This is a genomic window from Nocardioides sp. Soil_C_8, from assembly GCF_057656315.1.
Window position 1 is genome coordinate 1,864,966 of record NZ_JBDGKQ010000001.1, and the last position, 15,719, is coordinate 1,880,684.

Annotated in this window: 12 protein-coding genes; 8 read left to right on the forward strand and 4 right to left on the reverse strand. The window is 73.4% G+C overall.

What is annotated here, in order from left to right; genetic code table 11:
* Positions 1 to 13 precede the first annotated feature (13 nt).
* The 7 genes from AC3A3L_RS09160 to AC3A3L_RS09190 all read left to right on the forward strand — a co-directional run bounded on the left by AC3A3L_RS09160 (position 14) and on the right by AC3A3L_RS09190 (position 10,167).
* Positions 14 to 1,225 carry an acetyl-CoA C-acetyltransferase gene (locus AC3A3L_RS09160; protein WP_487639687.1) on the forward strand — a complete coding sequence of 404 codons (1,212 nt, stop codon included), beginning with the start codon at positions 14 to 16 and terminating at the stop codon, positions 1,223 to 1,225.
* A 179-nt stretch (positions 1,226 to 1,404) separates the two neighbouring features.
* Entirely contained in the window at positions 1,405 to 3,633 is a 2,229-nt protein-coding gene (locus AC3A3L_RS09165) for a 3-hydroxyacyl-CoA dehydrogenase NAD-binding domain-containing protein (protein WP_487639688.1), read from the forward strand.
* An 89-nt stretch (positions 3,634 to 3,722) separates the two neighbouring features.
* On the forward strand, positions 3,723 to 4,421 hold the full coding sequence (locus tag AC3A3L_RS09170) for an ABC transporter ATP-binding protein (protein ID WP_487639689.1): 699 nt from the start codon (positions 3,723 to 3,725) through the stop codon (positions 4,419 to 4,421).
* On the forward strand, positions 4,405 to 5,958 hold the full coding sequence (locus AC3A3L_RS09175; protein WP_487639690.1) for a hypothetical protein: 1,554 nt from the start codon (positions 4,405 to 4,407) through the stop codon (positions 5,956 to 5,958). Before AC3A3L_RS09170 ends, AC3A3L_RS09175 begins: the two co-directional genes overlap by 17 nt.
* A 168-nt stretch (positions 5,959 to 6,126) precedes the next feature.
* Positions 6,127 to 6,756 (forward strand): PadR family transcriptional regulator, encoded by a 630-nt coding sequence (locus AC3A3L_RS09180; RefSeq protein ID WP_487639691.1) that lies wholly within the window; start codon positions 6,127 to 6,129, stop codon positions 6,754 to 6,756.
* The gene (locus AC3A3L_RS09185; RefSeq protein WP_487639692.1) at positions 6,753 to 7,475 is read left to right on the forward strand and encodes an ABC transporter ATP-binding protein; all 723 of its coding nucleotides are present in this window, start codon (positions 6,753 to 6,755) and stop codon (positions 7,473 to 7,475) included. The genes AC3A3L_RS09180 and AC3A3L_RS09185 overlap by 4 nt, the downstream gene beginning before the upstream one ends.
* 61 nt (positions 7,476 to 7,536) lie before the next feature.
* Positions 7,537 to 10,167 (forward strand): ABC transporter permease, encoded by a 2,631-nt coding sequence (locus tag AC3A3L_RS09190; RefSeq protein WP_487639693.1) that lies wholly within the window; start codon positions 7,537 to 7,539, stop codon positions 10,165 to 10,167.
* Between the two features lie 78 nt (positions 10,168 to 10,245).
* On the opposite strand, the gene AC3A3L_RS09195 is transcribed toward AC3A3L_RS09190, so the two are convergent.
* The 4 genes from AC3A3L_RS09195 to AC3A3L_RS09210 all read right to left on the reverse strand — a co-directional run bounded on the left by AC3A3L_RS09195 (position 10,246) and on the right by AC3A3L_RS09210 (position 13,819).
* Positions 10,246 to 10,941 (reverse strand): hypothetical protein, encoded by a 696-nt coding sequence (locus AC3A3L_RS09195; protein ID WP_487639694.1) that lies wholly within the window; start codon positions 10,939 to 10,941, stop codon positions 10,246 to 10,248.
* Positions 10,938 to 13,217, reverse strand: coding sequence for a MinD/ParA family ATP-binding protein (locus AC3A3L_RS09200; RefSeq protein ID WP_487639695.1), 2,280 nt, complete (start codon positions 13,215 to 13,217; stop codon positions 10,938 to 10,940). The genes AC3A3L_RS09195 and AC3A3L_RS09200 overlap by 4 nt, the downstream gene beginning before the upstream one ends.
* Before the next feature lie 93 nt (positions 13,218 to 13,310).
* On the reverse strand, positions 13,311 to 13,526 hold the full coding sequence (locus AC3A3L_RS09205) for a hypothetical protein (RefSeq protein WP_487639696.1): 216 nt from the start codon (positions 13,524 to 13,526) through the stop codon (positions 13,311 to 13,313).
* Positions 13,527 to 13,624: 98 nt separating this feature from the next.
* Positions 13,625 to 13,819, reverse strand: coding sequence for a hypothetical protein (locus tag AC3A3L_RS09210; protein ID WP_487639697.1), 195 nt, complete (start codon positions 13,817 to 13,819; stop codon positions 13,625 to 13,627).
* Between the two features lie 265 nt (positions 13,820 to 14,084).
* On the opposite strand from AC3A3L_RS09210, the gene AC3A3L_RS09215 reads away from it, so the two are divergent.
* Complete coding sequence (locus AC3A3L_RS09215; RefSeq protein ID WP_487639698.1) at positions 14,085 to 15,713, forward strand: AfsR/SARP family transcriptional regulator; 1,629 nt, start codon at positions 14,085 to 14,087, stop codon at positions 15,711 to 15,713.
* Positions 15,714 to 15,719 lie beyond the last annotated feature (6 nt).

Sequence of the window (15,719 nt, forward strand, 5' to 3'; positions counted from 1 at the left end):
CACAATCAGCCACATGGCAGAAGCATTCGTCTACGACCACATCCGCACACCCCGCGGCCGCGGCAGGGCCGTCGGCTCGCTGCACGAGGTGAAGCCGGTGGACCTGGTCGTCGGACTCCTCGACGAGCTCAAGACCCGCAACCCCACGCTCGACCCGGCGCGCGTCGACGACGTCGTGCTCGGTGTCGTGACCCCCATCGGCGACCAGGGCGGCGACATCGCCAAGACCGCCGCGCTCAAGGCCGGCTACCCCGAGACCGTCGCCGGCGTGCAGCTCAACCGCTTCTGCGCCTCGGGCCTCGAGGCCGTCAACCAGGCCGCCCAGCGAGTGCGCTCGGGCTTCGAGGACCTCGTCATCGCCGGCGGCGTCGAGTCGATGAGCCGGGTGCCCATGGGCAGCGACGGCGGCGCCTGGGCGATGGACCCGGCGACCGCGCTCCAGACCGGCTTCGTGCCGCAAGGCATCGGTGCCGACCTGATCGCCACGATCGAGGGCTGGAACCGCGAGGACGTCGACGCCTACGCCGCCGAGTCGCACCACCGCGCCGCCAAGGCGTGGGCCAACGGCTACTTCGACGACGCCGTCATCCCGGTGAAGGACCTCAGCGGCGTGACCGTGCTCGACCGCGACGAGACCGTCCGCCCCGACACCTCCGTCGAGGGCCTCGCCGGCCTCAAGCCGTCGTTCGCGCAGATCGGCCGCGACGCCGGCTTCGACGACGTCGCGCTCGAGAAGTACCACTGGATCCCGGCGATCGACCACGTCCACCACGCCGGCAACTCCTCCGGCATCGTCGACGGCGCGGCCGTGATGGCGATCGGCACCGAGGAGGTCGGTGCGTCGCTGGGCCTCACGCCGCGGGCGAGGATCATCTCGACCGCCGTCTCGGGCGCCGACCCGACGATCATGCTCACCGGCCCCGCCCCCGCCGCGCGCAAGGCCCTCGCCCGCGCCGGCCTCGAGGTCGACGACATCGACCTGTGGGAGATCAACGAGGCGTTCGCGGCCGTCGCGATGCGCTTCATGCGCGACATGGGCATCAGCCACGACGTCACCAACGTCAACGGCGGCGCCATCGCCATGGGCCACCCGCTCGGCGCCACCGGGGCGATGATCCTCGGCACCCTCGTCGACGAGCTCGCCCGCCGCGACCAGAAGCGCGGCCTCGCCACGCTCTGCGTCGGCGGCGGAATGGGCATCGCCACGATCGTCGAGCTGGTCTGAGCGAGGGACGAGCTCAGGCCAGCTGATGGTGGTCGAGTGGCGCGCACGGCCGAGGAACGAGGTCGTGACCGCGCTGTATCGAGACCCGATCAGACGACAGACAACCCCAGCCGAGAGCCAGGTCTCGATACGGACCTCGTTCCTCGGCCCTACTCGACCAGCGAGTGAGAGAACCCCACATGACTTCCACTGACACCGCAACGCAGACCGCCGTCCGCTACGACCGCGACGCCGACGGCATCGTCACGCTGACCCTCGACGACCCGACGGCCAGCGCCAACACGATGAACGAGCTCTACCAGTCGTCCATGGAGGCCGCCGTCCAGCGGCTGCACGACGAGGTCGACGACGTCACCGGCGTCGTCATCGCCAGCGCGAAGAAGACCTTCTTCGCCGGCGGCAACCTCAAGAGCATGATGAAGGCGACGCCCGACGACGCCGACGAGATCTTCGCGATGGGCGAGGCCGTGAAGTCCAGCCTCCGCCGCCTGGAGACGTTCCCGCGCCCCGTCGTGGCCGCCATCAACGGCGCCGCGCTGGGCGGTGGCCTGGAGATCGCGCTGGCCGCCAACCGCCGGATCGCCGTCGACGACCGTTCGGTCAAGATCGGACTGCCCGAGGCCACGCTCGGCCTGCTGCCCGGCGGCGGCGGGGTCACCCGCGTCGTACGCATGCTCGGGCTCCAGTCCGCCCTGATGGACGTCCTCATGCCCGGCACCCAGTTCGACCCGCAGGGCGCGCTCGCCAAGGGCCTGGTCGACGCCGTCGTACCGACTCGCGAGGAGCTCGTGCCGGCCGCCAAGGCCTGGATCCTCGAGCACCGGGACGACGAGGACGCGGCGAAGAACCCGTGGGACCGCGCCGGCTACAAGATGCCGGGCGGCACCCCGAGGACCCCGGCGCTCGCCCAGTTCCTGCCGGCGTTCCCGGCGCTGCTGCGCAAGCAGACCAAGGGCGCCGTCTACCCCGCGCCGCGCGCGATCATGAGCGCCGCGGTCGAGGGCGCGCAGGTCGACTTCGACACCGCGTCGCGCATCGAGAGCCGCTACTTCACCAACCTGGTCGTCAACCAGCAGGCGAAGAACATGATCCAGGCCTTCTTCTTCGACCTCCAGGCCATCAACTCCGGCTCGCTGCGCCCGCAGGGCGTCGAGCGCTGGCAGGCGACGAAGGTCGCCGTCCTCGGCGCCGGGATGATGGGCGCCGGCATCGCCTACTCGTGTGCCCGCGCCGGCATGCAGGTCGTGCTCAAGGACGTGTCGCTCGAGGCGGCCGAGAAGGGCAAGGCGTACACCGCGAAGCTCAACGCCAAGGGCGTCGAGCGCGGCAAGGTCACGCAGGAGAAGGCCGACGAGCTCCTGGGTCGCATCACGCCCACCGCTTCCGCGGAGGACCTCGCCGGGTGCGACCTGGTGATCGAGGCGGTCTTCGAGGACCCGTCCCTCAAGGCCAAGGTGTTCGCCGAGGTGGCGCCGTACGTCGACGACGACGCGCTGCTGTGCTCCAACACCTCGACGCTGCCGATCACCGAGCTCGCGACCGGCGTCGACCGCCCGGCCGACTTCATCGGGCTGCACTTCTTCAGCCCGGTCGACAAGATGCCGCTGGTCGAGATCATCCGCGGCAAGGAGACCTCCGACGTCGCGCTGGCCAAGGCCTACGACGTCGTGCAGCAGATCCGCAAGACGCCGATCGTCGTCAACGACTCGCGTGGCTTCTACACCTCGCGCGTCATCGGCACCCAGATCAACGAGGGCCTGGCGATGCTCGCCGAGGGCGTCCACCCGGTCTCGCTGGAGCGCGCCGCGACGTCGGCCGGCTTCCCGGTGGGCCCGCTGCAGATCAGCGACGAGCTCAACATGGAGCTGATGGCCAAGATCCGCAAGGCGACCGCCGACGCGGCCGAGCGCGAGGGCATCGACCTCGGCCCCGACCCGGCGGGCGACGTCATCGCGACGATGATCGGCCTCGGCCGCCCGTCGCGGTTGAAGGGTGCGGGGTTCTACGACTACGACGAGTCCGGACGTCGTACGACGCTGTGGTCCGGGCTCGCCGAGCACTTCCCGGTCGCGGAGCAGCAGGTGCCGATCCGCGACGTGCGGGACCGCATGCTCTTCATCGAGGCGCTCGAGACCGCGAAGTGCTTCGAGGAGGGCGTCATCACCTCGGCCGCGGCGGCCAACATCGGCTCGATCATGGGTATCGGCTTCCCGGCCCTCACCGGCGGCGCGGCCCAGTTCATGACCGGCTGGCAGGCGCTCGACGAGACCGGCCACGGCGTCGGACCGGTCGGCCTGCAGGCCTTCTGCGACCGTGCGGACGAGCTGGCCGAGGCCTACGGCGAGCGCTTCCGGCCCACGGCACGCCTGCGCGAGATGGCGGCGGCGGGGGAGACCTTCCCCGCCTGACCGTCGAGCAGGCGCATCTGCACGCCGAACGAAGGCCGACTCGACGCGTTTCCGGGGCGAGGATGCGCCGACTCGGCGAGGATGGGGGGGTGAGCCAGACCCCCGCCGTCGTCGTCCGCGACCTGCACGTCCGCTTCGGTGACGTCGAGGCCGTCTCGGGCGTCGACCTGACCGCCGACAGCGGCCGGGCCACGGCGCTGCTCGGCCGCAACGGCGCCGGCAAGTCGACGACCATGAAGGTCCTCGCCGGCGTCGTACCACCCACCGCCGGGCAGGTCACCGTCGCCGGGCACGACGCGGCCACCGACGCCCTCGGCGTGAAGCGCGTGGTCGGCTACTGCCCCGACGTCGGCGGACTCGTCCCCCGGGCCACTCCGTGGGAGCACCTGCAGCTCAGCGCGCGCCTGCGCCGGATGGGCGTCTGGGAGGAGCGCGGGCGCGACCTGCTCGAGCGCTTCGAGCTCGGCGACGTCGCGCACCGGGTGGTCGGCGGCTTCAGCCACGGCATGAGCCGCCGCCTCAGCGTCGTGCTGGCGGCGCTGCACGAGCCGGCGGTGCTGCTGCTCGACGAGCCCTTCGACGGCGTCGACCCGCTCGGCGTCGAGGCGACCCTCGAGGTCGTCGCCGACGCCCGCGCCCGAGGCGCCTGCGTGCTGCTCTCCACGCACCTGCGCGACCTCGCGCTGGAGGCCTGCGGCGAGGCGGTCGTGCTGCGCGGCGGCAACCGCGTCGCCGCGATGCAGGCAGCCGACCTCACCGGCGAGGCCTACCGTGCGCTCCTCGACTGACGTCGACCGCGCGCCCGGCTGGGCTGACGCGCTGCGCGACGCCGGGCACCTGATCGTGTTCCGCGCCCGGACCGTACGGCGTCGTGGTGCCGCGGCGGCCGGCGCCGGCCTCGTGCTGCTGCTGACGGTGCTCTTCGCCGTCGGCCCCGCCGACGTCGAGGCCGGCGGCACGCTGGGCGACGTCCTCGACACCCTGGTCGACGCCCTGAGCGGCAACGTCGGCGCGGCGCTCGCGGGGACGCTGCTGCTGTCCATCGTGTCGGCGACGAGCTCGGGCGGCGGCCGTGAGCTGCTCTCCCGCAGCGAGGCCTCCATCCACCCGCTGAGCCCGCGCACGGAGCACCTCGGCGCCCTCGCCCTCGCCCCGCTCAACCTCGCCTGGCTGATCCAGGTCTGGGGGTTGTTGGCGATCGTCGCGCTCGTGACGCCCGGCGGCGCACGCCTCGGCGCGCAGGTCGTCGTCGTGACCTGGGTGCTCGCAGCGACCGCGCTGGGCCAGGTCGTCGGCTGGGCCGTCGAGGGCGTACGACGGACCCCGCACGGCGTCCTCGCCGTCCGGGCCGCGGGCATCGCGATCGCCCTCGTCGTCGGTGCGCTGCACCTGACCGGACACCTGGGCGCGGTCGTCGACGGGCTGCCGACGACCTGGGTCGCAGAGGCCATGCAGGACGACCGGTGGCCGCTCGCAGCGCTCGGCCTGCTCGTGCTCGCCGTGCTCGCCGTCGCCGTCGGCGGCGTCCCCGCCGCCTGGGCGCTCGGACTGCCGCCGCGCGAGGAGCTGCGGGTGCAGTCCGGCGTGCACGAGGCGCGCCCCCTGCCCGAACCGCGCTGGGGATCTGCGGACCGCGCCCTCCTCCGTCGCCTGGACCGCGGGTCGGTGTGGCGGTCGGTCGGGATGCGGCGCGGCCTGATGGTCCTCGGGATCGGTCCCGGCCTGGTCGCACTGGTCGCGGGGCTGGAGTGGGGGACCGTGCTGCTGCTCCCCGGCCTGGCCGCGAGCGGCGCGGCGCTGCTCTTCGGGGTGAACGCCTGGTGCCTCGACGGCAAGGGCATGGTCTGGCGCGAGACCCTGCCGGTCTCCGCGGCCGACGTGTTCGACGTACGCGCCCTGGTGGTCGCCGAGTGCATGGCTGCGGTCTCGGGGGTGACGGTCGTGCTCGCGCTGCTGCGCAACGGCCTGCCGCCGCTCGTGACCGGTGCCGCCGTGGCGTCGTGCTGGCTGGTCGTCGTGGTGCAGGTCCTCGCGATCGCGATGACCTGGTCGATCCGTTCGCCGTACTCCGTCGACCTGTCCTCGCCCCGCGCCACTCCTGCACCGCACGCGGCGATGGCCGGTTACGCCGGGCGGCTCTCGCTCGTCACCACCCTCACCGCGATGGTCTTCACCGCCCTCGCAGCGCTGCCGTGGGCCTGGGCGCCCCCTGTGGTGGCCCTGCCCTTCCTCGCCTGGTCGACCCGCCGCCTCCTCCGCGCCCGCCGCCGCTGGCTGGTCGGCGAGCAGCGGGCACGCGTGGTGCTGACCGTCGCCGCCGTCTGATTCCCTCCCCCGATATCTGAGGACGTCCTGGACGGGATCCGGTCGTTCGGACGACCACTGCGTCCTCAGATAGGAAGGCGCGCGACGGCCGGAGACCTATGCATACGTGGTATACATACCCGGTATCCATCGTCCGACGGGGGCGGTGGGCGGATCACGGAGGCGCGGATGTCGATCCGGCAGGCGATGCTGGCGATCCTGGAGCAGGGGCCGATGTACGGCTACCAGCTGCGGGCGGAGTTCGAGCAGCGGACGGGGGAGACCTGGCCGCTCAACATCGGGCAGGTCTACACGACCCTGACCCGGCTCGAGCGCGACGGACTGGTCGAGGTCGTCGGACACGGGGGTGCCGACGAGGGCGACGGGACCGACGCCGGCAGCGACCGTCAGCACGTCAGCTACCGCGCCACCGAGGCGGGACGGGGCGAGGTGTCGGAGTGGTTCGCCACTCCGGTGCCTCGCACCCAGCCCCCGCGCGACGAGCTCGCGATCAAGCTCGCCATCGCAGTGACCCTGCCCGGCGTGGACGTCGGCACGATCATCCAGCGGCAGCGCAGCGCCACCATGGCCTCGCTGCAGGACTACACCCGGCTCAAGCGCACCGGCCGTGCCGCCCGGCCGGAGGAGCCCGCCGACCTCGCCTGGAGCCTGGTCCTCGACTCGCTCGTCTTCGACGCCGAGGCGGAGGTGCGCTGGCTCGACCATTGCGAGGCGAGGCTGCGGCGCGCGGCGGCAGAACGTGGGGCCGTACGACGTGGTGCGCCCGTCGCGACGCGCACCGAGGAGGCGGCCCGGTGAACGCCGTCCTCCACCTCACCGCGGTCTCACGCGTCCACGGCGAGGGCGCTGCGGAGGTCCACGCGCTGCGCGGGGTGACCTTCCGCGCCCACCCCGGTGAGCTCGTCGCCGTGATGGGGCCGTCCGGCTCGGGCAAGTCGACCCTCCTGACCCTGGCGGGCGGGCTCGACGCGCCGACGTCCGGCTCGGTCTGGATCGAGGGCACCGACCTGGCCTCGCTCGACAACGCCGGCCGCGCCCGGATGCGGCGTACGTCCGTGGGCTACGTCTTCCAGGACTTCAACCTCATCCCCGCGCTCACCGCCGCCGAGAACGTCGCCCTCCCGCGCGAGCTCGACGGGGAGAAGGGCCGCGTCGCGCGCCGGCTGGCGCTCGCCGCCCTGGAGGAGGTCGGCATCGTCGACCTCGCGGACCGGTTCCCCGACGAGATGTCCGGTGGCCAGCAGCAGCGCGTGGCCATCGCCCGCGCCATCGTCGGTGACCGCCGGCTGATCCTCGCCGACGAGCCCACCGGCGCCCTCGACACCGACACCGGCGAGGAGATCCTCCGGCTGCTGCGGGCTCGCTGCGACGCCGGCGCGGCCGGGGTGATGGTGACCCACGAGGCGCGCCATGCCGCGTGGGCCGACCGCGTGGTCTTCCTGCGCGACGGCGTCGTGGTCGACGAGACCGGCTCCGACGAGCCCGAGTCGCTGCTCGCCGACGAGGCAACGAGGTGAGCACCCCACGATGTTCTTCTCCTCCGCTCCGCTCCCCCGAACAACACCGCGGGGACCCCGCATGACCGGCTGGCGCCCCGCCCTCCTCATCGCCTGGCGCGACGCCGTGCGCCACAAGGGCCGCAGCATCCTCGTGCTGGTGATGATCAGCCTGCCGGTGCTGGCGGTGAGCGCTGCCGCGATCGTCATCAAGACCTCCGACGTGAGCGGGATCGAGGGGATCGATCGCATCCTCGGTGCAGCGGACGCCCGGGTACGCAGCGAAGGCAGCGGCCGGATCCTCCAGGCCCCCGATCCCAGCGACGGCATGTGGTCGCAGCTCGGAGAACTCGACACCGACGACCCGCTGACCGAGGACGAGGTCACGGCCGTCCTCGGCGGTGACACCCGCTTCGTGCCGATCACGACGTCCTGGTCGCGCACGCGGCTCGGCGAGCGGGTCATCGACTTCTCCACAACGGGCGTCGACCTGTCCGATCCGCTGGCCCAAGGTCTGTTCGACCTCGAGAGCGGCCACCTGCCGGAGGCGCCCGGTCAGGTCGTGGTCAACGACGCGATGATCGACAAGGGGTTCGCGGTCGGGGACGAGCTCGACGTCAACGGCACGACTCTGACGATCGTCGGCCTCGGACGCGACGCCACCGCGCGCACCAACCCGGTCGTCCTCGGCGCGGCCGAGGACCTCGGGGTGGATGGCGACAACGTGCGGGAGTGGCTGGTCGAGACCGGCCCGGTGACGTGGGGCGCGGTGCTCGAGGCCAACAAGATAGGCGCCATCGTCACCTCGCGTGCAGTCCTGGAGGACCCGCCCGACGTCGCGTCCATGGCGGAGCAGATGGGCTACGACACCGGCCGTGACGAGCTGCTCGCCGTGGCCACGTTGATCGTCGTGATGGCCCTCATCGAGGTCGTGCTGCTGGCGGGACCTGCGTTCGCCGTCGGCGCGCGCCGGCACGCCCGCACGCTCGCCCTGATCGCCGCCTCCGGGGGCACGCCCGCACAGGCGAGGAGGGTCATCCTCGGGAGCGGGCTGGTGCTGGGGCTGGTGGCGGCCGCCGTCGGCCTGGTGCTCGGCATCGTCACCGGGTGGGCCCTCCTTCCGCTGGTGCAGCGATTCGACGACGAGTGGTTCGGCCCGATCGAGCTGCCGTGGCCGTACCTCGCGGCCATCACTGCCTTCGGCATCGTCTCGGCCGTCCTCGCCTCGGTCGTGCCGGCCTGGCTGGCGAGCAGGCAGGACGTCGTCGCCGTGCTGGCCGGGCGCCGCGGCGACCGCAAGCCGCGCGCGTCCACGCCGGTGGTGGGGCTGGTGATGCTCGGTGCCGGGACGGCGTCGTCCCTCTACGGCGCGGCGACCTCGGACGACAGCAGCGCGGGCGCCTACTGGATCGCGGTGTCTGCGGTCGTGTCGGTGCTCGGCATGATCCTGGTCGTGCCGGTCGTGGTGTCGACGGTCGCGCGGCTCGCCCGCCGGCTGCCGCTCACCGGGAGGTACGCCGCCCGCGACGCCGCGCGGCACCGCACCCGGACCGTGCCTGCCGTGGCCGCCGTCGCGGCGACGGTCGCCGGTGTGGTCGCGCTCGGCATCGCCAACGCCAGCGACGAGCTGAAGAACGAGGAGACGTACCAGCCGCAGGCCCGGATGGGCAGCGGCTACGTGCAGTGGGGCCTCGACCTCCTGCCGGGCGAGGTGGCTCCCGATCCCGTCGCCACCTGGAACCGGATCGAGGCGGCCGTGCACGACGCCGCCCCCGAGGTCGAGGTCACGGCACTGCGAGGCCCGAACGACACGTGGGACCCCGACGGCTACACCAACACCTGGGCCGAGGGGCCGCGCGGCGTCGAGTCCGACGAGTGCTGCCTCGACGTCTACGGGCCGGTGGTCGCGGTCGCTGACACCGCGGCCGAGCTCGGCATCGACGACGAGCCGGCGGCCGCGATCGACGAGGCACTGGCGGCGGGTCGTTCGGTCATGTTCACCGTCCGCACCGACCGCGACGCTGACATCACGGTCCGCCAGGAGACCTGGCGCGAGGGGCTGGACCAGGCCGAGACGACGAAGGAGGACTCGCTTCCGGCGACCCTCATGGCCTGGGACGACGAGGCCTGGGGGCCGGCGCCGGCCCTGACGCTGGTGCCGACCCCGGCCGCCGAGTCGGCCGGGATCGACGTCATCACCACCAGCCTGCGCCTGACCGGTGACCTCGACAGCGCGACCGAGACCCGCATCAAGGAGGCCGTGCAGGGGGCGGCTGATGGAGCCGGGATCTACGTCGAGCGCGGCTACCAGCGCCCTCCCGAGGCGTTCATCGTGCTGCTCGTGCTGGGTGCGCTCGGCGGCGTGCTGATGCTGGGCGGCACCCTGACCGCGACGTTCCTCGCCCTCTCCGACGCGCGGCCCGACCTGGCGACCTTGGCCGCGGTCGGGGCGGCGCCGCGCACCCGCCGCCGGGTCGCAGCGGCGTACGCCCTCGTCATCGGCTTCGTCGGCGCGGTCCTCGGTGCCGTGGTCGGTTTCATCCCCGGAATCGCGATCTCGCGGCCGCTGACATCCTTCGGGGACGAGGGGCCGTTCCTGGCGGTCCCGTGGCTCCTCATCAGCGTGATCGTGCTCGCCCTGCCGCTGCTGACCGCAGCGGTCGTCGGCCTGACCGCCCGCTCGCGCCTGCCGCTGGTCGCGCGCCTCGACTGACTCCCCAGAGACATCTGAGGACGTCGTGGACGGAATCGTGGCCGATCGACGACCGCCACGTCCTCAGACATCTCTCGGTCAGCGGGTGACGGCCACCCGGGCGGAGCGGGCGCGGGCGTCGAGGGCGCGTACGACGACCCGGCGGAGGTCGCCGAGCGAACGGGTCGCCGACCGCTCGGCCCGGCGCGGTGCGGGCGGGGCGAGCGCCGCGGCGCGGAGGGCGGCAGCCTGCGCCTCGAACCACGCCGTGACCTCGGCCAGGGCCGCGTCGGGGAGCCGCCCCACCGTGTCCACCTGCGCGACGACCTGGAAGGCCGCGGTCGCGGTGACGCACGTGGCGCACGCGCCGCCGGCGGACAGCGCCCGGTTGGTCGGCCGGGCCCGCGTGCCCGGTCCGACCACGATCACCTGCACGGAGAGCGCCGTCGCCCGGCAGTCCCAGCAGTCCTGGGTCCAGGCGGAGGCCACGTTGTCGAAGCGTGCCGCGGCCGGCGCGGCCACGTAGACCACCTGCAGCAGGGCGCTCTCGCCGCGACACCCGTGGCACGCGGTCACGCTCGTCGAGACCGCGTCCGCCTTCACGTCGCCGTCGCGGACCACGACCTCGTCGACGACGACGTCGCTGTCGTCGCGACGCTGGTCGCTGGGCTGCGCGCTCGCGACGAGGTCGACGGAGCGACGTTCGTCGGAAGGCCCGCGCGAGGTCGCCTGGGCCGCTCCGGCCAGCAGCAGGGTCGCCACCACCGCGTGGGCCACCACTCCGCGCCCGGTCACGCCTTGTCCTCGACGACGAAGTTGTCGGCGACCGCTGCCGCGATGTCGACCAGCGCGTCACGCGTACGACGGTGCAGCGCGGACATGTCGGTCAGCGCGCCCGGCTCGAGGGCGTCGTCCCACGGGACGGTCACGACGCGGGCGCACCGCTTCTCGAAGTGGCGCCGCATCGGCTCCGGCGGCTCGCTGCCGCGCCGTTCCGCGTTGACCACCACGACCGTCCGGGCGACGAGGTCGTCGAACCCGTGCTGGTCCATCCAGTCGAGGGTCAGCGCGCCGGCCCGCCCGCCGTCCAGCCCGGCCCGCACCACCAGCACGACCTGGTCGGCCTCGGTGAGCAGTCCCTGGTTGGCGCTGTCGAGGATGCCGGTGCCGGTGTCGAGGAGGATCAGGTTGTAGAAGCGGTCGAGCAGGCCGATCAGCCGGTGGTAGTCGTCGCGCGCCAGTGCCATCCCGATGCCGGGGTCGTCGTCGGAGGCGAGCACCTCGAGCCGCGACTCGGTGGCCTGAGAGGTGTAGCGGCGCAGCGCGGCGTAGGTCGTGATCCGGTCGAGTTCGCGCAGGACGTCGGTGACGGTGCGGTCGTGCGGCGGTGCGACCCGGTGGGCGAGGTTGCCCGCGTCGGGGTTGGCGTCCACCGCGATCACGCGGTCGCCGCGCAGCAGCGCGAAGGTGCTGCCGAGGGCGAGCGTGATCGTGGTCTTGCCGACGCCGCCCTTGCGGCTCATCACCACCACGCGCCGCGAGCCGTCGATGGGCGTCCGCAGCCGGCGCTCGAGCTCGCGGCGGCGCTGCTCGGGGAGGCTCGGCCCGGGATTCACCACGTGGCCGGTGCCGCGGTAGACCGCGCCGCGCCAGCCCTGCGTCGGGACCGGCGCCGGGGCGGCGTACATCACCTCGTCGGTGAAGTCGGAGGCCGAGACGACCCGCGGCGGGTCGGGCACGACGCTCGGCTCGTACGACGTCGGGGTGCCCTCCGCGAGCTTGGCCCGGGCCAGGAGGAACAGGTTCGCCGCGACCCGCCACAGGGCGAGGAACGCGCCCAGGATCGGCAGCAGCAGCAGGGCGATCGAGACCACCGCCAGTGCCATGGCCGCCCAGTCGCGGCGCTCCCAGGCGAGGTCGAAGACCAGCTGCTGCAGCTGGACGCCGGCGCGGCCCCGCGCGACGAACTCCGGCAGGTACCAGATCGCCCAGGCCAGGGCGCCGACCAGCAGCGGCACCACGACCACCACCCAACCCGTCACGAACCTTCGCGAGCGGGGCCGCAGCTCGGTGACGCGCGGGTCGACCGGGTGCCCGGGGCGCAGGCTCCGCAGCACCGGTCCGACGCGGGCGAACAGGTCGGGCACGCCAGCCAGGTCGGAGAGCACGTAGTACCCGTCGAAGCGGACCACCGGGATGAGCTGCTGGAGCATCTGGACCTGGAGGACCAGCGCGGTCAGGAGCAGCACGCCGCTGCCGGTCGAGACGTACGCCGCCGCCAGCGCGACCACGGTGAGCGCGTTGAAGTGCAGCCCGCCGAGGTCGGTCCGCACCCGACCGGACCGGCCGAGGCGGTAGGAGTCGGTGACGTCGGTGTAGAAGGCGGGGAAGACGAGGTAGAGCCCGAAGCCGATCTCGCCCGGGTGCGCGCCGCCGTAGCGGCAGGCGGCCGCGTGGCCGAGCTCGTGGACGAGGGCGGCGGCCGTGAGGAGGCCGTAGATGAGCAGGGCGATGGTCGGGGTCACGAAGAGCTCGTTGACCGCCGCCCACAGGTCGCCCTGCGTCAGGAGCACGACGTCCGCGACGACGAACGCGGCGAGCGCGAGGGCCACCAGCGGCGGCCAGAAGACGGGCGCCAGGACGCGGGCCAGCCGGTCGACGACCCGGGCCGGGACCAGCGTGCCCTTCGCGGTCAGCACCAGGAGCGGACGCGCGCGGGCGGACCGTGTCGGCTCGGGCGACTCGTCGGGGACCACCAGCCCGAGCGGCTCGAGCCGGGTGGTCACCAGGTGGGTCAGGCCGTCCACGCTCAACGTCCGGCCGTAGGCGGCGCTCACGTCGGCGGCGACCTGCTCCGCGGGCCGTGGCGGCTCGACGGCGCGCACCACCAGGTGCAGGAGCTCCGAGAGCTGCACCACCTGGTCGTCCACGCGTCTGACCAGGAACGCCGGGTCCTTGAGGCCCGAGCCCTGCACCGGGCCCAGGAAGTCGAGGCCGCGCGCCTGTCGCCACCGCTGTCCGGAGGCGGGTGGTGGGGTGGTGATCGGGTGTTCTGCAGTCGTCAGGTCCATCGCTCTGGGTGCTCTGTCTGCTCTGTGCTCTGGAGGGTGTGGAACGGGTGACAGCGGCGGGTGCGCCAGAGCTAACGCACCCGCCGCCGGGTCTCACGGCATGTGCATCTGCACCGAGGCGAGGTACTGCAACGCCAGTGCATTGGCCTGGGAACCGATCGTGGCCGCGTTGACGGCGAGCGCGAGGTTCACGCCCACGACGTTCGTCACGTTGACGCAGCCGACGTAGCAGCTCAGCGTCTCGCGCCGGGGCAGCGGCGTGGCCGTCTCGGCCTCGAGGTCGGCCATGGCGAGCTCGGGTCGGACCATGCCGGTTCACCTCCTCTCGTGCTGGGGTCGTGCTGGTCGGGACGGAGGGCGATGACCCTGCGTGGCCTCCCCCTCCGCAGGGAGGCCACGCGAGGTCGTCAGCCCTGGTTGACGAGGATCGTCTGCTGGGCGGCGCTGTTCGCGACGGCGAAGTAGGACGCAGCGTTGAGGGCCATGGACGAGTTGGTCGCCACGATGTTGGCCCAGTTGAAGTTGCCGTAGGTCAGCGTCTCCCGGGTCGGAAGAAGCTCGGTGCGCTCGGTGTCGAGCTCGGCGAATGACAGTTCCCGCATGATGTTCACCTCCCCCCCTCGGTGCGGTTTCTCTGGCGGGCACATCGGACACGACCGTGCGTGACTCCTGCGTGACTGCGCCGCTCCACCGGCGTACGGCCGGGTCCTGCACCGTGACCGGTCCAGACGTCGACCCCAATCGTGGGTATGACCCGTCGGTCACCTGCCCCTACGGGTGGGCTCCGCGTCACGCTGCTGAGCATGGGATGACCGCGCCTCGGACCGTGAGGAGCGGTGTGGGAGAGGGATGTCTCGGTGATCGACCATGCGGGAGACCAGTCGCACCACCAGTCGTGACCTGGCCCTCCTCGGCGGGTGGCAGCTCGTCGTGGACGGCGACGTCGTCGCGCTCGGCGGACGCGAGCAGCGCCTGTGCGCCCTGCTCGCGCTCACCGGCACGCGCGCCCGCGCCCAGGTCGCCGGCACGCTGTGGCCCGACAGCACCGACGCTCGTGCGCTGGCCAGCCTCCGGCGAGCCGTGGCGCAGACCCACCAGCGGTGTCCCGGCCTCCTCGCCGCCGACCGGACGAGCATCGGGCTCGCGGCCGACGTGGGGGTCGACGTGCACGCGCTCCGGGCCGCCGTGACGGACAGGGCCGTCGACCGGTCGCTCCTCGACACGCTGTCGGGTGGCCAGCTGCTCCCGGGCTGGTACGACGAGTGGGTCGAGGACCAGCGCGACGACCTCGAGCGGCAGCGGATCGGCGCCCTCGAACGCCTCGCCGCCGGGGCGCTCGAGCACGGCGACACCGTGCTGGCCGAGGACGCCGCCCGCGCCGTCGCGCGCCTCGAGCCCCTGCGCGAGTCGGCGAGCGAGCTGGTCGTCCGCGCCCTCCTCGGTCGCGACGACCGCGCCGGGGCGGTGCGCGAGCTCGAGCGCTACCGCGAGGTCGTCGGCACCGAGCTCGGGGTGGTGCCGTCGCCCGCCCTCGTCGCGCTCGTCGAGGCCGCGCCAACCGCTCCACCAGCACCCGGTCCGGTCGCCGAGCCGGTCGCCGAGCCGGTCGCCGAGCCGGGTCCCGCCCCGGTCCCGGCCGCCGTGTCCGTCCCCGCCCCGCGGCGCACGCCCCGTCGCACGCCCCGCGCGTCTGTGCCCACCGAACCGCCGCCCCCACCGATCCCCCTGGCCCCCACAGGGCCGGCCGGCTTGTCCTGGCGGGCGACCGCCGCCCGGCTGGCGGTGGGGGCGGCCCTCGTCCTGGCGGTCTCCGTGTCGATCGCCAACCTCGGTCCCGACCGCGAACAGCCGGACCCGGCTCCCGCCGGCGACGCGACGTCGGACCAGCCCGCCGGGTCGCCCGCCGCCGACCGCGGCCGCGACCTGCCGCCCGCCGCCCGCGAGGTGCTGGTCCGTCCCGTCGCCGCCGTCGACGGAGCCGCGGCGTTCATGGTCCGTGCCACGCAGCGGCCGGCCCGGGTGCGGCTGGAGATGGCGGGCCCGTCCGGCAGCAGCGTCGTACGCAGCGTGGTGGTCCGCAGCCGGGACGGCAACCGGCTCGTGCTCGACGGCCTCGACGGCGGCACCTACGAGTGGTCGGCGACCTCACCCACGGCGGCGCCGGTCGCCGGCGAGGTCCGGGTCGCCGAGGTCGAGGCCCCCGCCCTCGCCGCGGCCGCGGCGCCGACCGGTGGTCCGAGCACCCCGTCCAGCGCGTCCACCTCGAACCCGACGCCCATCTCGACCACCCCGACCACCTCGAACCCGACGCCCACCTCGACGCCGACCCACCAGCCGAGCCCTGCCCCCAACCCCACCCCCAACCCCACCCCGACTCCCAATACGACTCCCAGTCCGACCCCCAGCCAGAACCCCCAGCCCAGCCCGACGCGGCACCCGAGCCCGTCGAGCGAACCGACCGACCCCGGGACGCAGGACCCCGGCCCCCTCGGGTGAGGAGCC

Excerpts from the sequence above, each read along its gene's own strand:
- AC3A3L_RS09160 (WP_487639687.1), top strand. The coding sequence starts at position 14 with ATGGCAGAAGCATTCGTCTACGACCACATCCGCACACCCCGCGGCCGC.
- AC3A3L_RS09165 (WP_487639688.1), top strand. The coding sequence starts at position 1,405 with ATGACTTCCACTGACACCGCAACGCAGACCGCCGTCCGCTACGACCGC.
- AC3A3L_RS09180 (WP_487639691.1), top strand. The coding sequence starts at position 6,127 with ATGTCGATCCGGCAGGCGATGCTGGCGATCCTGGAGCAGGGGCCGATG.
- AC3A3L_RS09190 (WP_487639693.1), top strand. The coding sequence starts at position 7,537 with ATGACCGGCTGGCGCCCCGCCCTCCTCATCGCCTGGCGCGACGCCGTG.
- AC3A3L_RS09200 (WP_487639695.1), bottom strand. The coding sequence starts at position 13,217 with ATGGACCTGACGACTGCAGAACACCCGATCACCACCCCACCACCCGCC.
- AC3A3L_RS09205 (WP_487639696.1), bottom strand. The coding sequence starts at position 13,526 with ATGGTCCGACCCGAGCTCGCCATGGCCGACCTCGAGGCCGAGACGGCC.
- AC3A3L_RS09210 (WP_487639697.1), bottom strand. The coding sequence starts at position 13,819 with ATGCGGGAACTGTCATTCGCCGAGCTCGACACCGAGCGCACCGAGCTT.
- AC3A3L_RS09215 (WP_487639698.1), top strand. The coding sequence starts at position 14,085 with ATGCGGGAGACCAGTCGCACCACCAGTCGTGACCTGGCCCTCCTCGGC.